The following is a 16,322-nucleotide window of genomic DNA, read 5'->3' as shown; positions in this document are numbered from 1 at the left end:
AAAGAATTACATTTATCGCACAATCATATTAACATGGAAAGAAAACGATTTATCAAACATTCTTTATTGGCAGGCGCAGCAGCTATTACATCTCCTTCGTTGTTTGCAAAAGATAATAACAATGATGATGGAAATGCTGATAAAATATTTAACCTGAACTATGCTTTTCATGATGGTACGTTCAGCAACAGCGGGGGAAGTGATTTTATTGACCAGATAAAATTTGCCTATGATAAAGGCTTTCGTGGTATTGAAGACAATGGAATGATGAGCCGTACTCCGGAAATGCAGCAGAAGATCGGTGATACACTTTCAAAACTCGGTATGCAGATGGGAGTTTTTGTAATTACATCCAATAACTGGCATTGGAGTATTTCATTAACGTCAGGAAAGAAAGAATTTATTGATATGATGGAGAAAGATTGCCGTGAAGCTATCAATGTTGCTAAACGTTGCGGTGCAAAGTGGATGACAGTTGTGCCGGGTAATTATGACCGTAGCTTATCTTTCGATATGCAAACTGCGAATGTGATCACTTCGCTAAGAAAGGCGGCTGATATATTAGAACCCGCCGGACTTACCATGGTATTGGAGCCATTAAGTGATAACCCGGATCTGTTTTTACGTCACTCTGACCAGACCTATATGATATGCAAAGCAGTAAATAGCAAGGCATGTAAAATTCTCTTCGATATTTATCATATGCAGCGTAATGAAGGCGATCTGATGAAAAACATTGATAAATGCTGGGAAGAAATTGCTTATATCCAAATAGGTGATAATCCTGGCAGGAAAGAGCCCACCACAGGTGAAATAAACTATAAAAATCTTTTCAAACACATTTACGATAAAGGCTACAAAGGAATAATGGGAATGGAACATGGTATGGTAGGAAAAGGAACTGAAGGTGAACTGGCCCTTATAAAAGCTTATCGTGAAGTAGATGCTTTTCTTTAATTGTTGATAAAATAGAATAACTCTGCTGCCTGCCTGCCTTTACTTTGCCGCACTATGACGAATGAAAAAGCAGTAGCTGAAAAACTCTTACAGGTTCAGGCAGTCCGTTTAAACCCTCAAAACCCTTTTACATGGGCAAGTGGATGGAAAAGTCCCATCTATTGTGATAATCGCAAAGTATTATCGTTTCCCTATGTTCGGGATTTCATCAAATCGGAATTATGTAATGTGGTTTTTGAAAAATTTCCTGATGCACAGTTACTCGCTGGTGTGGCCACAGCAGGCATTGCATGGGGCGCCATGGCTGCCGATCAGTTAAAGCTGCCATATATCTACGTTCGTCCCAAACCTAAGGAGCATGGGCTAGGAAACCAGATCGAAGGGTCATATGAAACCGGTCAGCAGGTTGTAGTTATTGAAGATTTGGTTTCTACAGGCAAAAGCAGCCTCCAGGTCGTGGATGTTTTAAAAGAATCAGGGCTTGAAATTGCCGGGATGGTTTCCATTTTTACCTATGGCTTCAATGTAGCTGATCAAGCTTTCGAAAAAGCAGGAGTAAAGCTTTACCCGCTTACCAATTATCCAACACTTGTTGATTTAGCAATTGAAAAGGGAATAATTGCGGGAGAATTACAGGAGGTTTTGTTAAAGTGGAGCAGTGATCCTGCCAACTGGAAAGGAATTTGATAATTTTATAAAAATTCTTTTAAATGAAGAAAATTTTTCTCGCTACCCTTATGGTTACGGGCATTTCTTTTATCTCCAATGCCCAGCCAGTTAAAGCAAATCTCACAGCAAAAATTAAAACACCGACAGTAGGCTGCGAAGCCTGTAAATCGAGAATTGAAACCTACCTACTCAGGTATGATGGAATAATGACGATCCAGGTAAATTGGCGGTCAAAAATCACCACAGTGAAATACCTGACCGACCGGATAAATATTGAGGAGATAAAGACCGCTATCGCTAATGCCGGGTACGATGCGGACGATGTACCGGCCAACGAAGACTCGTATAATCGGCTTCCAAAGACCTGCAAAAAGCCTGAGGACGGAGGGCCTAGCAAGGCTCCAAATATTCACAAAGCCCCGCCATCTCCGCCAACGCCAGCACAATAATTTTTTTTTGAAAAGACAGGTTTAAGCCTGTCTTTTTTTGTGCCCACAACAAAACGGTCCTGTTTTTTTCTTCTATCAAACTTGGGATTGGAATCGCATGGATTAAAATAACCAGTTTCCTCTGGCTGGTTGGGAGAACTCAAGATCTTATCCGAGGCCGGCTTTCCTCAACAAACGAATTAATGAAAACCTTCTATATCACACTTCCCGAAAAATAGGGTGGTTTGAGCAGTCATTGCTCAGATGTTGGGCTTTTACTTTGCCCTAGTATTTTTAGTATTATTCAAAATTAATATCTGTCTTTCATCAGCTTATGTTGCTAGATTAATTTTAATTCATAATTAATACAATATCAAATTATATGATGCACTTAGCGCCTATTTAATATTTGAATATTTTAGACAATTAGTGGATAAAGCACCCACATTATATTAGTAACTGCCAATGTAGCATAACGGCCTTATTATTCATTGAAAATCAAAATATAATAGGTTATGATAATTAATAAATGGGTAAAAGAATAAAAGATATCGTTTATCTTCATTTTGTACCATCTTGATTTTATAATTGGGAACTGAATAAGATTGAGGAAATAGCTAAATGATTGATGTGATCAGTAGACTATTTGTTGAATGCCCTGGTCATGTTATAAAAGCTTTTTTTCATTGCCTCGTCTAAACAATTCATTCACACGTTTTCCGGAATTGTACGTGGTACTTATTATTCTGGAATTCTTTTTCTAAATTGAGCAACCTTTAAGGAACTCTGGACATAATGAAACGCTTAACTCTGCTTTGTACCCTAGTTTATTGTTTAACTATTGGCCAAAAAAGCCATGCTCAGGACTTTTCAAATAAAGGGAAAGATTTTTGGGTAGCTTATGGTTATCACCAGGTGATGGTGGCAAATAATGTTCAGGAAATGGTTCTTTACTTCTCCACAGAGGCGGTTACGACAGTAACTGTTTCTATACCCGGAAACGGATATACTCAGACCTTTTCTAATATTCCTGCTAATACCGTTTTTACTACTCCGGCTTTACCAAAATTCGGAGCTCAGGATGCAAGGTTAATTAATGAAACCGGGCTTCCGGAAAACAAAGGAATACATATCGTAGCAGATAAACCAATTGTAGCCTATGCCCATATTTATAATTCAAGTGTTTCTGGTGCCACGATTTTATTTCCAACTAATACTTTAGGAAAAGAATATTATTCTATCAACTACGATAATGTTTCTAATACCGGGCAAGCCAACTGTTGGTTTTATGTGGTGGCCTGCGATACTGGGACAACAACTGTTGAAATCACACCAAGTGCCAATACATTGACAAAACCAGCCGGGGTGCCTTTCACGGTAAATTTGACCCAAGGGCAGACCTACAATATGATGGGGCAATTGCTGACTAACACTAATCCTTTTCGTGGTGTTGATCTTACGGGTTCATCCATCAGGAGTATTGACGTGGGTAATGGTTGTAAGCGGATAGGTGTATTCTCTGGGAGTGGGAGAATAAGTCTTACTTGTAATGGCGCATCGAGTTCTTCGGACAATTATATGGTTCAGGCTTTCCCAAAAACTGCATGGGGTAAGCGGTTTTTAACAGCCCCTACAGGCGGCTCATCTCCTAATAATTTTTTCAGAGTTTGTGTTTCGGATCCAACAACCGTTGTGAGATTAAACGGGAGTATCCTAACCGGACTGGTTAATAATTTTTATTACCAGGCAGGTCCGACATCATCACCTAATTACATTGAAGCTGATAAACCTATAACAGTTGCTCAATACCTAACATCGCAGGGTGCTTGTAATAATAGTGGCCAGGGTGATCCTGAAGTAATTTATTTAAGCCCGATAGAACAAAACATCAATAAAGTATTGTGGAATGCGACTCCGAATTTTGCTATCAATCAACACTATATAAATGCGATCATTCCAAATACAGGTACTGCAATTTCATCTTTGAGGTTGGATGGAGTGCCGGTCTCGCCGGTTACAATACAACCACATCCACAGTTACCAGGATATTCTTATTTAAAACAGGGTGTTACTGCGGGTCAGCATACTTTACAATCCGATTCCGGCTTTAATGCTATTGCATACGGATATGGCCCTACAGAATCATATGGTTATAATGCTGGTACAAATATTAAAGATTTGTTTCAGTTCATCACTGTACAGAACCAGCATGCTACTGTAAGTTTTCCTACTGCATGCAAAAGTTCGCCATTCTTTTTATCAATGGTGTTTCCGTATCAGCCAACAAGTTTGATCTGGCAGTTTAATGGGTTGTTTCCGAATGTATCAATACCCAGTCCTATGTTTGATTCTTCATGGGTAGTGTCGGGCAAAACTTTATACCGATATAAATTACCAACTCCATATACAATTAATACTGTAGGTACTTATCCTGTTCGCATCGTTGCCACCAATCCAACACCCGATGGATGCGGTAATCAGCAGGAAATAGATTTTGATCTGCAGGTATTCGAAAATCCGACAGCTGAATTTGCTTTCACAACAGATGGATGTTTGACAAATCCTGTTCTATTCCGTGATAGTGCATTGAATACACAGAGCAGACCGATCACTAACTATTGGTGGGATTTTGCAGATGCGGGAGCTATAAGCACTTTGCAAAACCCGATACATACATTTTCCGCAGCAGGCACATATAATGTAAAACATACCATCATAACTGATGTTGGTTGTATATCTGATACAGTTTCGAAACCAATTTCTATAAGTAATCCACCAGTGGCAGGATTTACAGTAGCTGCGCCTAAATGTGTAGGTAAATTGATTACGTTTACCAATGCCTCTACAGTGCCGCCAGGAGGAGTATTATCTCAATGGCTTTGGGATTTTGGTGATGGCAATACAGCAAATGCTACTAATGGAAATCCCCAGGCACATACTTATCTAACAGCAGGAAGTTATAATGTTACATTAAGAGTTGTTACTAGTTCGGGTTGTCAAAGCCAGCTGTTTTCATTGCCCGTAGTAATAAATGTGAACCCGGTAGCTGGTTTTAATTTCCCTGGTATTTGTTTACCTGTTGGCGCTGCTCAGTTTACCAATACATCTGTTATAAGCGATGGTACAGGCTCTCAACTAACTTATAACTGGGATTTTGGAGATGGTAATACATCTACTCAGCCCAACCCATTACATAATTATTCCGGAACAGGGCCATTTACAGTTACGTTAACTGCTATTTCTAATAACGGATGCGCTGATGATTCTGTAAGAATTTTAAATACAATTTTTGCAAGACCTACAGCCTCCTTTACTGTTGACAGTATTGAAAGTTGTATTGGCGGTACTTCAGATTTCACGAATGCAAGTACAGCCCCGGGAAGTTCGGTTACTCAATGGTTCTGGGATTTTGGTGATGCATCCACATCAACATTGCAAAACCCAACCCATACTTATGCAGGCCCCGGTAATTATATAGTAAAACTGTGGATCAATTCAGCCGTAGGCTGCCGATCGGATACAATGATAAAGATTATAACTGTGTTACCATTACCAACAGTGAATTTTACAAATGGAACACCGGTTTGTCAATTTGGAAACCTGAGCCTGAATTCTACATCTGTTTCAAATGGAGGAGTTATCAATCAATATTCATGGACTGTTAATACTGTTCCTGCTGGTGGTAATAACGCATCCATTGTTTATGTGCCTGTAATTGCGGGGCCACATATGGTGAACTTAACTGTGACTACGGATAAAGGTTGCAGCAACCAAAGTTCAAGATCAGTTACAGTAAACCCTAAACCGGTTGCAGCATTTAATTTTCCGAATATTTGTTTGCCTGTTGGCGCTGCACAGTTTGTAAATACTACAACGATCAGTGATGGCACAGGGGCACAGATAACTTATACATGGAATTTTGGAGATGGCAACACATCCACTCAAACCAATCCATTACATAATTATTCCGGAACAGGACCTTTCACGGTTACATTAATTGCTACTTCCAACAATGGATGTATTGATAATTCTGTGAGAGTGGTTAATACTGTTTACGCAGAGCCGCAAGCGGCCTTCAACTCATTACCTGAAGTTTGCCTGGGTAATTCAATATCATTCACAGATCAGAGTACAGCGGCAAATGCAACTGTTAATTCATGGCAATGGGATTTTGGAGATGGTAATACATCAACAGTTCAAAACCCTTCTCATACTTATGCTGCTGCGGGTTCATATACTGTAACATTAAAAGTAGGAACAGATAAAGGATGTCAAACTGTTGCATTGATCGCAACAAGAACTGTTATTGTAAATCCTCTGCCGATACCTGCGTATAATACCAGTGCTCCATTATGTCAAACAAGGGGCATTACATTTACAGATATATCAAATGCTAATGCAGGGGTACTTACAACCTGGAGATGGAATTTTGGAGATGGCAGTACATCTATACTGACAACAGGAACTCCATTTACTCATACTTATGCTAATGCAGGCACTTACCCTACAACCTTGCAGGTAGAAACAAATAAAGGTTGTGTGAGCACGGTATTAATGAGAGATGTTGTGATCAATAACCGGCCTAAAGCTGGCTTTGTTGCTCCAGAGATTTGTTTGACCGATCCATTTGCTCCGTTCCTTGACACAAGTAGTATAGCAGCAGGAAGTATTACAGGCTGGGATTGGAACTTTGGTGATCCTAATGCAAATGCAGGCAATCCTAATACATCAACAGTTCAAAACCCTTCACATCGTTATACAGTAGTAGGTGTATACACTGCTACCCTCGTTTCCACATCTGCCGCTGGATGTAAAGACACCATAGCACAAACCTTTACAGTAAATGGTTCAATTCCAGTTGCAGGATTTGCCGTAAGTAATCCGAATATATTATGCAGTAATAAAACAGTAACTATAACAGATGGCTCAACGGTTGATTTTGGAAATCTCATCAAGGTTGAGATCTATTGGGACTTTGCAAACGACCCAACAATAAAAACAACTGCTAGCAATCCTGTTTCCGGTGCTACCTACACGCATACTTATCCGGAGTTTGGTACACCGTTTACAAAGACATATACAGTAAGGTACGTGGTGTATTCGGGAATTAATTGTGTAAACACAACAACAAAAACAATAACTGTTCTCGCTACACCAACAGTTGTGTTTAATCCGGTGAATGCAATTTGTGACAATCTTCCTTCTTTCAATATATCACAGGCAACAATTACCAACGGTTTACCAGGTACAGGTGTTTTCACTGGTACAGGTGTTACTTCTGGTGGCTCTTTTGATCCTGCTGCCGCTGGTCCGGGGCCGCATACAATTACTTATACTTATACTGGGACCAATACCTGCGTTAATTCGGCTACTCAAACTATAACTGTGAATCCTTCACCAAATGCAAATGCAGGACCTGATAAGTTTGTATTGGAAGGAGGAGTGGTTACATTGACGCCTACACTGTTTACAGGTATGCAGGTAAGTTATACATGGACGCCGACAACTTATCTAAGCAGTGCAAATATTGCAAACGCAATTGTTCAAAATCCATTGGATGATATTACTTATACATTGAAAGTAACAACAGACCAGGGATGTTTTGATACCGATGATGTATTTGTGAAAGTATTAAAAGCACCTGTTGTGCCGAATGCGTTTTCACCCAATGGCGATGGCACACATGATAAATGGGATATCACGTTTCTTGAATCTTATCCTGGATGTGTGATCGATGTTTATAATCGTTACGGACAACTGGTTTATCATACAGTTAATTATCCTGTACCTTGGGATGGCAAGATAAATGGAAGAGATGCACCTGTCGGTACATACTATTATATTATTAATCCTAAAAATGGGCGTAAACCACTTACAGGTTACGTTGATATAATTCGTTAGTGAAAATGAAAAAAGTATTGCTCATATTGTTGCTTTTAAATTCTGTTTGTGCTGCGGTTGCACAACAGCGTCCACATTATACCCAATACATTCTCAATAATTATATTTTAAATCCTGCATTAAGCGGAATTGAAAACTATACCGATCTAAAAATAAGCGGCAGGGATCAATGGGTAGGTTTTAGTGGTGCGCCGCAAACAGCTTATATGACTGTGCATACGGCTTTGGGTAAAAAAGATCTGAGAACAAATGCTACTTCATATGATATACCGGGTGTAAATCCACGGGGCCAGGCATATTGGGAAACTTATGAAGCTGCTGCGCCGCATCATGGGGTTGGACTAACTATTGTAAATGATAAGACCGGGAATTTTAACCGCTTTACCAGTTATGCAACCTATGCGTATCATTTAGGCTTAAGTCCTAAAACGAATTTATCGGCTGGCTTTTCAGCTGGCATTACGAATATAACTTTTGATGCAAGCAAAGCGGATTTTGGCAATGGTGCATCAGACCCTGCTATTGGGAATGCAAACAGCGAAATAGGGAAAATTAAACCAGATATTGGATTTGGTCTCTGGTTGTATTCGTCCAATTATTTTATTGGCTTATCAGCACAGCAGATAATACCACAGAAGCTTGCATTTGTCGATGATGCTACTATGCAGACAACAGGAAAGTTGATACCTCATACATTCTTTACGGCTGGTTATCGTTTCCTGATGGGGCCTGATGTAAATGCAGTTCCTTCAATAATGGTCAAGTATATAAATGGCGCCTTTAAAAATAATTACCAGGCTGAGATCAACCTGAAGATGCAGTACCGTGATCTAATGTGGTTGGGTGGCAGCTATCGCCAGTTTGATGGATATGCAGCGATGGCAGGATTAAATGTTGGTAATACTTTCAATGTGGGTTACGCTTATGATTTTACGAAAACTGAAATAGATACTTACAGCAATGGCACACATGAATTGGTCATTGGTTTTATTATCGGTAATAAATACAGTGAAAAATGTCCCAGGTGTTTGTGGTGACAATTAGAGTTTGATGATCTTCTTCTCTTTTACTGCTTTCAATTGATTTAATGATTCTTCCATCACTTTCCTGGCCGAATCCAATGCGCAAATTGTAATATGAGAATCAGGAATTCCTTTTAGATGTTGATCCTGTAACTCCTGCTTTGCGATCTTTATATTGCTGAGAGCAACATTATATACAGTGATAAAACTATCAAGTCTTATTTTTTTCAACTCAACACCGATCTTTTGATTTACCTGTGGCCAGTCTATCTTGTTGTAAGATGTCCGTAATTTCTCTTCCATCTTATCCCAGTTCACTTTGTCAAGTTCTTCTTCGTAATAGAGTTTAAGCCCTTGTTTTTCCTTTGTTGTAAGGGCATCGGCAGCGAATGCTTCTAATTCGTTTAGCTTAACCTCTTTTATAATTTTCTTCGATGCATCCATCGCTTCTTTTACCTGCTCTTCATCTTTTTCATCAAGCACCGGTGTGCCTTCAGCTTCCATAAAGTTTGCCTGCGTAAAGTATCTGTTCATTTCTTCAGCAGGTAAATAATTTCCTTTTGCTTCTTCGTCGTTTATTTTGCCATTTATCGTTCTTACTGAATGGGGAGATGAGGTTTTTTGTTTCCGGTTGATAAAACTCAGATCCAATTCAGGGTTAGCAGATGAATTCTCAAAAGCATAAGCTAAAGAATTTTCATTTTTCAGAGTAGATTGCTTTTCAGAAAATGAGTTAGTGAATAGCAGCATAAATATCAATGCGGAACCAACAAGACCTGAGATCCATTTCAAGTTATTTTTTACAGAATAAACAGGAGAGGAGGGGATACCCATTATTTTCTTTACACGTTCCAGCAAAAGCTCCCTGTTAGATGCTGCAGCCAATGCTAATTGAAGTGAATGCCTTTTCATTTGTTCCAATGCAAGAAGTGCTGTTGAATAAGCATAGGCATCATACTGGTATTGCAACACCCATTCATCACAGCTTTTTTCTCTTTCCTCTTCTATTACATTGGCAAGGTTGCGGGTAAATGGATTGAAGTAAAAAATGGTTTTAATGATAACAGTAATAATATTTACTAAGTAATCGTAACGTTTGATATGGGCCAGTTCATGCAACAATACTGCTTCCATTTGTTGAGTATTCAGTTGGTTCACTGCAGCAAGCGGTACCAATATTACAGGCTTCAGAAATCCTACAGTTACAGGAGTGCTGATAGTTTCTGATATCCATACCTGTACTGGTTTACGGATATCAAGATAGGCTGACATCTTTTTCACAAACAAACGCCATTCTATTTCTATCTTTTTGATCTTTTTTGTTCTGAGATGCATTACCTGCCGCAGGCTGATTATAAAACGAACTACAGGTATCGCCAGCAATAAAAGATATAAGATAGATGCAAAAGGAAGAATTGAGGTCAGCGTATCATTTAATGAATAGCTGATATTATTCCAGGTAAATAGTGTTTCAGTTGAAGGAGAGATAAATGCTTTTATAAAACTAAAAACAGACCATGCAGTACCAGTGAGTAAAACAATAAATGCTGATTTGGATTTTAAAGCACTGCCAGGTTTAGCAATTGTAATAAAGAATTTATAGATCAGCCAGAGCAAAGCCATCTGCCAGAGACTGTTTACCACAGCCCAGCCGAGTGCCTGCAGAAAGTTAGATTGGCTGATAAAAGGCATGCCTTAGCTTCTTTTTATATTGTTCAAAAGGTTTTGAATTTTTTCTAATTCCTCAGGTGTTGCTTTGTTTTCACCCAAAGCCTGTAGCACAAGCTGCGTTGAAGACCCGCCGAAAAGCGAATCGATCATTCTATTCAGCATATGCTTTTGTGTATTCTCACGGTTCACTGCACTTTGATATACATGGGTACGGGTACTTTCATCTCTTTTCACTAAACCTTTCTCATTCATGATCTGCATCAGCTTAAGGGTAGTAGTGTAACCCACATCTTTTGTTTTCGATAACTCTTCATGCACTTCACGAACGGTGGCAATATTGTTTCTCCAAAGCACCTGCAATATTTCCAGTTCGCTTTCTGTTGGTTTTAAAAATTTAGTAGAAGACATATAATACGGGTTTTACCCCACGAATATACGATTAAATTCGTATTACAATCAAAAACTTTTTCTTTTAACGTTTTTTAACATAGTGTATATTGTATCAAAACCGGACACTGAAAACAATTCTTGCCATTTTATTTTTACTTCTCTAAATGATTTTTATGATACAGGCAAAAAAGAAAAATGTTATTGGAGCTACAACTCCAACCATACAAACCGGCACAATGCAGGTAGATTGGGTGAAAGTCTTTACATCAAATTAAAATTACTAATGCCGGCTACACTTATTACAAATATTAAATGTCTTGTCAACACAAGACAAGAAAATAAACCCGATAGCTATCGGGTGCTTCGCGGAAAAGAACTTTCAGTATTACCAGTAATTGAAAATGCTTACCTGGTAATCGAGGATGGAGTCATAGCTGAGTATGGTAATCAAAATGACATCGTACATCGTACATCTTCCTTTGTACATCACATTGATGCAACAGGCCAATTTATTCTTCCTGCCTGGTGTGATAGTCATACGCATCTAGTTTTTGCAGCAAGTCGCGAAGAAGAATTTGTTGATAAGATAAAAGGATTAACCTATGCAGAAATAGCTGCAAAAGGCGGAGGCATTTTGAACTCAGCCAGGAAATTAAATGCAATGAGTGAAGATGATCTCTTCAATCTTGCATGGAAAAGACTGGAAGAAGTAAGCAAGCTGGGTACAGGTGCTATTGAAATCAAAAGCGGTTATGGTTTGACAGTTGATGGCGAATTGAAAATGCTTCGGGTAATAAAAAAACTAAAAGAGAGATCAAACCTGTTGATCAAATCAACATTTCTTGGTGCACACACTTACCCGTTGGAATATAAAGAAAATCATCAAGGCTATCTGGATTTGATCATAAATGAAATGCTGCCTGTGATCGCAAAAGAGAAATTGGCCGATTACATCGATGTGTTTTGCGAGACTGGTTTTTTTTCATCCGAAGAAACCGAAATAGTTTGTCGTGCTGGAATGAATCATGGATTAAAACCAAAGATCCATGCCAACCAGCTCAATTTATCAGGCGGTGTGGAAACTGGTGTTAAACTCAACGCTGTTTCTGTTGATCATTTGGAAACGATGGATACGCAAACGATTTCTTTACTTGCTAAGTCAAATACGATCGGAACGCTGTTGCCAACTGCGGCTTTTTTTCTTCGCATGCCTTTTCAACCGGCACGCCAATTAATAGACGCCGGTTGTGCAATTGCATTGGCTTCTGATTATAATCCCGGTTCTTCTCCTTCCGGAAATATGAACCTTGTTGTTGCCATGAGTTGCATACAAATGAAAATGTATCCTGAAGAAGCTATTAATGCAGCGACAATAAATGGTGCTTATGCAATGGAATTGGAAAATGAAACCGGAAGCATTACAGTTGGAAAAAAAGCAAACCTGGTTTTTACAAAACCAGTTCCTTCGCTTGCTTATTTGCCCTATGCTTTTGGAAATAATCTTATCGATAAGGTAATGATCAATGGAGAGGTTCTCTAAAAAATTCCTGGCAGCCACTCGGGTAATTTAACTTTTTAGTCAACAATTATTATTCTTTGCCTTATTCGGAATGAAAATTTATTGACCCGAAATTCACAATTGAAGAATAAACTAAGATTTCATTGCCGCTTACTTATCTTTCGGAATCTGAAAGACTTCTTTTCAGTAAATTGCGACCCGATTCCATTCCATGGCAGAACATTCACATCAATTAGCCGCTATCCTTTTCGCCGATATTGTCGGGTATACATCCATGATGCAGGAGGATGAAGAAGCTGCTGTTGCCAAAATCACCCGATTCCGCGAAGAAATGGAACTGGTGGCAGATGAACTAAACGGAAAAATCATTCAATACTATGGTGATGGCAGCCTGTTACTTTTTCAAAGTTCTACAGATGCTGCGGAGTTTGCAAAACTCTTACAGGAAGATCTTGCAGAAGAACCGCAAGTACCTGTGCGTATTGGCATACATATGGGTGATGTGTTGCTTCAGGATGGTAATGTTTTTGGAGATGTGGTAAACATCGCATCCCGGATACAGGCATTAGCTCCTGCAGGAGGTATTTACATTTCAGAAGTTGTTTATAGAAATATTGAAAATAAAAAGGGACTCGATGCTGTTTATTTGAAAGAGGTAAAACTAAAGAATGTAAAAAACCCGGTACATATTTACGAACTGGTAACTAAAACCGGCCGTCCTGATTTTGAAAGCATATTGCAGGATAGCCTGAATGATTTAAAGATCCAGCAAAATAGTATTGCTGTATTGCCATTTGAAAATATGAGTAGCGACCAGGAACAGGAATATTTTAGTGATGGGTTGACAGAAGATATTATCACCCAGCTTTCAAAAATAAAATCATTAAAAGTTGTTTCCCGTACATCAGTGATGCAATACAAGAAGAATCCAAAATCCATGAGAGAGATAGGCCGGGAGCTGGGAGTAGCCTCAATATTAGAAGGTAGTGTGCGGAAAATGGGAGAACATGTAAGAATAACCGCACAGTTGATCAATGCTACTACCGATGATCATCTCTGGGCGGAATCATATGATAAACCTGTAAAAGATCTATTCAATATTCAGAAGGACGTTGCGACTGCCATTGCGCAGGTATTGAATGCAAAAATTTCTAATAAAGAAACACAAAGCCTCGATCATACACCTACGACTGATCTGCATGCATACGACCTGTACCTGCGTGGACGTTTTTTGATTGAAAAAAGAAACAAGACAGATATGTTGCAGGCAAGGGATTTGTTTCAGCAGGCAGTTCAAATAGATAGATCATTTGCCAATGCTTATTCAGGACTGGCGGATACTCACTTGCTGGCATCATATCGCGGTTATGATGAACCGGATAAAATGCTTACGATCGCAAGGCAGCATATAGATAAAGCATTGAAGTTGGATCCCAATTCCGGGGAAATACATGCATCATTAGGCTATTGGTATCATCAGACATTTGAGTGGGCGAAAGCAGAAAAATCTTATCGCCGGGCAATTGAATTAAATCCCGGTCAGTCCAATGTTTATTTATGGCTGGCCTTGATACACGAAGCGAAAGGAGAAATTGAAAAGGCAGTCGAACTGTACCACGAAGGAAGTGAGCTGAACCAGCTCTGGATCTATTTATTGCAAAATAAAATACGGGCACTGGCAAATAAAAGCAACCAGGACGAAGTAATTGCCTTGCAAAAAAGCCTCATTGAAAAATTTGCATTCGACCCTGCACAACAGAAAGAGATGTATTGTGAGTTGTCAAGATTGTATTGGTTTTTGGGTAATACTGAAGAAGCGATCAAAGCTGCAACAAAAGGTGGTAACCAGGGATTGGTAGAATATTATCGTAGTAAGGATATTATGCGGTTGATATTTGAGGTAGAGGACACCTATAAAAAACTCCGGGCTTCCGGCGAATATATTTCCAATCTATGGATGGGTATGGATTATGCAAGAGCAGGTGCTAGGGAAAAAGCATTGGAATGTTTTAATCTCGCAATCGATGCAAAAGAACCAGCGATAACATTACTCATGGTTCGTCATTATGAATTTTTAAATATCAAATACCTCAACCTCGTTCCGTTGGCAAGAAAGATCAGGATGCTGATCAAGTTCTGAAATCGCAATTTTTGTTCGTACAATTCCCCTTAGTGTTTGCGAAAATCCCGATTCATTCGTATTTCTGGCAAGTATTACAACTGCATACTGTGGTGATGTGGAATTTTATTACAATCTTATACCTCCAAAATTTATCAAATAATAAATTTTAAAATCTGATTTTATGAAAAAGCACATCCTGGTTCTTTCCGCCTTAGCCGTTACTTTGGTTTTCTCATCATGTAAAAAAGAAACGACCAAAGAAAATGATAACGATGAAATAGCTGCACATGCTGAAGATGAATCACAATTTTCTGGTGAGTTGGATGGAATTTTGAATGAAACAAATGTCGCGATTGAATCAAACGGTACTTTCAGTGGTCGCTACCAAAGCTTACAAGAAGTGATCTGCGATGCTGCTGCCGTATATGACGCCGTCAGCAATCCGAGGACAATTACAATTACTTTCAGCGGCAGCAATTGTAATGGTATCCGTACACGTACCGGTGCTATCGTTGTTTCGATGGCTCAGGGAGTACAGTGGAAAAATGCAGGTGCCGCAGTTACGATTGCATTTCAAAATGTAAAAATTACAAGATTAAGAGATAATAAAAGTGTTACCATCAATGGTACACAAACTTATACAAATGTAAGTGGTGGTTTACTTGCCAATCTGCCCATATTAAATTCAATAACACATCGTATTAACAGTAGTAACCTGTCTTTGTCATTTAATGATGGTACACAGCGTAACTGGCAGGTGGATAAACAAAGAGTATTTACCTATAATAATGGTGCGGTCATTACGACAACTGGTTTGCACACAGAAGGAAATACAACAGGTGTGGCAGAGTGGGGTACTAACCGTTTCGGAAATGCCTTCACAACTGCTATTACTTCGCCACTGATCATCCGCCAGGACTGTAGCTTCCGGTTGACAGCTGGTGCAGTAGAGCATAAAACCAACCTATTTACAGGTACAGCTACTTTTGGATTGAATGCAGCGGGTAACCCGACTACTTGTCCCGGTGTCGGTGCCTATTATTTTAAAGTGACATGGACAGGTCCGAACGGCAACAGCTACACAACTATTTTACCTTACTAGCCTTTGATAAATAAATCCTGAACAGACCGCTTCATATTTATGGAGCGGTTATTTTTTTGAATAGCTTTGAACTTCAATTACAACAGGAGTTTAAATGATATTCAGGGAAGCAGTTCTTACAGATATTTCGCAAATACAGGTTGTTCGCAATGCAGTTAAAGAAAATGTTTTATCAAACCCTGCATTAGTTTCGGATGGAGATGTAGAAAACTTTATTACAAAGCGAGGCAGGGGTTGGGTGTGTGAAATTGATAACCGTATAGCTGGATTTGCAATTGCCGATCTGCAGGATAATAATATCTGGGCATTATTCATCCATCCTGATTTTGAAGGCAGGGGCATTGGTAAGAAGTTGCATGAAGAAATGCTCGATTGGTATTTTGAGCAAAATAAAAATGAAGTGTGGCTCAGTACTTCACCTGGCACAAGGGCAGAAAAATTTTATCGTAGCGCAGGCTGGAGAGAAAATGGGATTTATGGTAAGGGAGAAATAAAATTTGAAATGACAAAACAAGAATGGCTGCATAAAAAATCATTATGA

General features: G+C 39.1%; 11 protein-coding genes. 9 read left to right on the top strand and 2 right to left on the bottom strand.

Annotated features, from left to right (window positions below; all coding sequences use genetic code 11):
* Positions 1-33 precede the first annotated feature (33 nt).
* From E6H07_16155 to E6H07_16135, 5 genes are all read left to right on the top strand, one after another.
* On the top strand, positions 34-957 hold the full coding sequence (locus tag E6H07_16155) for a TIM barrel protein (protein TMI62934.1): 924 nt from the start codon (positions 34-36) through the stop codon (positions 955-957).
* Positions 958-1,011: 54 nt separating this feature from the next.
* Positions 1,012-1,644: an orotate phosphoribosyltransferase gene (locus E6H07_16150; GenBank protein TMI62933.1), complete on the top strand. Its 633-nt coding sequence runs from the start codon at positions 1,012-1,014 to the stop codon at positions 1,642-1,644.
* A gap of 23 nt (positions 1,645-1,667) precedes the next feature.
* Positions 1,668-2,075: a heavy-metal-associated domain-containing protein gene (locus E6H07_16145; GenBank protein ID TMI62932.1), complete on the top strand. Its 408-nt coding sequence runs from the start codon at positions 1,668-1,670 to the stop codon at positions 2,073-2,075.
* A 774-nt stretch (positions 2,076-2,849) separates the two neighbouring features.
* Positions 2,850-7,955 (top strand): PKD domain-containing protein, encoded by a 5,106-nt coding sequence (locus E6H07_16140; protein ID TMI62931.1) that lies wholly within the window; start codon positions 2,850-2,852, stop codon positions 7,953-7,955.
* A 5-nt stretch (positions 7,956-7,960) separates the two neighbouring features.
* Complete coding sequence (locus tag E6H07_16135; protein ID TMI62930.1) at positions 7,961-8,992, top strand: type IX secretion system membrane protein PorP/SprF; 1,032 nt, start codon at positions 7,961-7,963, stop codon at positions 8,990-8,992.
* 3 nt (positions 8,993-8,995) lie between these two features.
* On the opposite strand, the gene E6H07_16130 is transcribed toward E6H07_16135, so the two are convergent.
* Complete coding sequence (locus E6H07_16130) at positions 8,996-10,669, bottom strand: M56 family metallopeptidase (GenBank protein ID TMI62929.1); 1,674 nt, start codon at positions 10,667-10,669, stop codon at positions 8,996-8,998.
* 3 nt (positions 10,670-10,672) lie between these two features.
* Entirely contained in the window at positions 10,673-11,056 is a 384-nt protein-coding gene (locus tag E6H07_16125; protein TMI62928.1) for a BlaI/MecI/CopY family transcriptional regulator, read from the bottom strand.
* Positions 11,057-11,321: 265 nt separating this feature from the next.
* Between E6H07_16125 and E6H07_16120 the strand changes: the two genes are divergently transcribed.
* The 4 genes from E6H07_16120 (at position 11,322) to E6H07_16105 (ending at position 16,322) form a co-directional block, all read left to right on the top strand.
* A complete protein-coding gene (locus tag E6H07_16120) occupies positions 11,322-12,578 on the top strand; it encodes an imidazolonepropionase (GenBank protein ID TMI62927.1) in 1,257 nt (418 codons plus the stop codon).
* A gap of 190 nt (positions 12,579-12,768) precedes the next feature.
* Entirely contained in the window at positions 12,769-14,697 is a 1,929-nt protein-coding gene (locus tag E6H07_16115) for a tetratricopeptide repeat protein (protein ID TMI62926.1), read from the top strand.
* Positions 14,698-14,860: 163 nt separating this feature from the next.
* On the top strand, positions 14,861-15,781 hold the full coding sequence (locus E6H07_16110; GenBank protein ID TMI62925.1) for a hypothetical protein: 921 nt from the start codon (positions 14,861-14,863) through the stop codon (positions 15,779-15,781).
* A gap of 94 nt (positions 15,782-15,875) precedes the next feature.
* Positions 15,876-16,322: a GNAT family N-acetyltransferase gene (locus tag E6H07_16105; protein TMI62924.1), complete on the top strand. Its 447-nt coding sequence runs from the start codon at positions 15,876-15,878 to the stop codon at positions 16,320-16,322.

Source organism: Bacteroidota bacterium (assembly GCA_005882315.1).
Taxonomy (GTDB): Bacteria; Bacteroidota; Bacteroidia; order Chitinophagales; family Chitinophagaceae; genus VBAR01.
This window is presented reverse-complemented; position numbering and strand designations above follow the sequence as displayed.

Bases quoted from the DNA above. Each gene is read 5' to 3' on its own strand.
- E6H07_16155 (TMI62934.1), top strand. From the start codon at position 34: ATGGAAAGAAAACGATTTATCAAACATTCTTTATTGGCAGGCGCAGCA.
- E6H07_16150 (TMI62933.1), top strand. From the start codon at position 1,012: ATGACGAATGAAAAAGCAGTAGCTGAAAAACTCTTACAGGTTCAGGCA.
- E6H07_16145 (TMI62932.1), top strand. From the start codon at position 1,668: ATGAAGAAAATTTTTCTCGCTACCCTTATGGTTACGGGCATTTCTTTT.
- E6H07_16140 (TMI62931.1), top strand. From the start codon at position 2,850: ATGAAACGCTTAACTCTGCTTTGTACCCTAGTTTATTGTTTAACTATT.
- E6H07_16135 (TMI62930.1), top strand. From the start codon at position 7,961: ATGAAAAAAGTATTGCTCATATTGTTGCTTTTAAATTCTGTTTGTGCT.
- E6H07_16130 (TMI62929.1), bottom strand. From the start codon at position 10,669: ATGCCTTTTATCAGCCAATCTAACTTTCTGCAGGCACTCGGCTGGGCT.
- E6H07_16125 (TMI62928.1), bottom strand. From the start codon at position 11,056: ATGTCTTCTACTAAATTTTTAAAACCAACAGAAAGCGAACTGGAAATA.
- E6H07_16120 (TMI62927.1), top strand. From the start codon at position 11,322: ATGCCGGCTACACTTATTACAAATATTAAATGTCTTGTCAACACAAGA.
- E6H07_16115 (TMI62926.1), top strand. From the start codon at position 12,769: ATGGCAGAACATTCACATCAATTAGCCGCTATCCTTTTCGCCGATATT.
- E6H07_16110 (TMI62925.1), top strand. From the start codon at position 14,861: ATGAAAAAGCACATCCTGGTTCTTTCCGCCTTAGCCGTTACTTTGGTT.
- E6H07_16105 (TMI62924.1), top strand. From the start codon at position 15,876: ATGATATTCAGGGAAGCAGTTCTTACAGATATTTCGCAAATACAGGTT.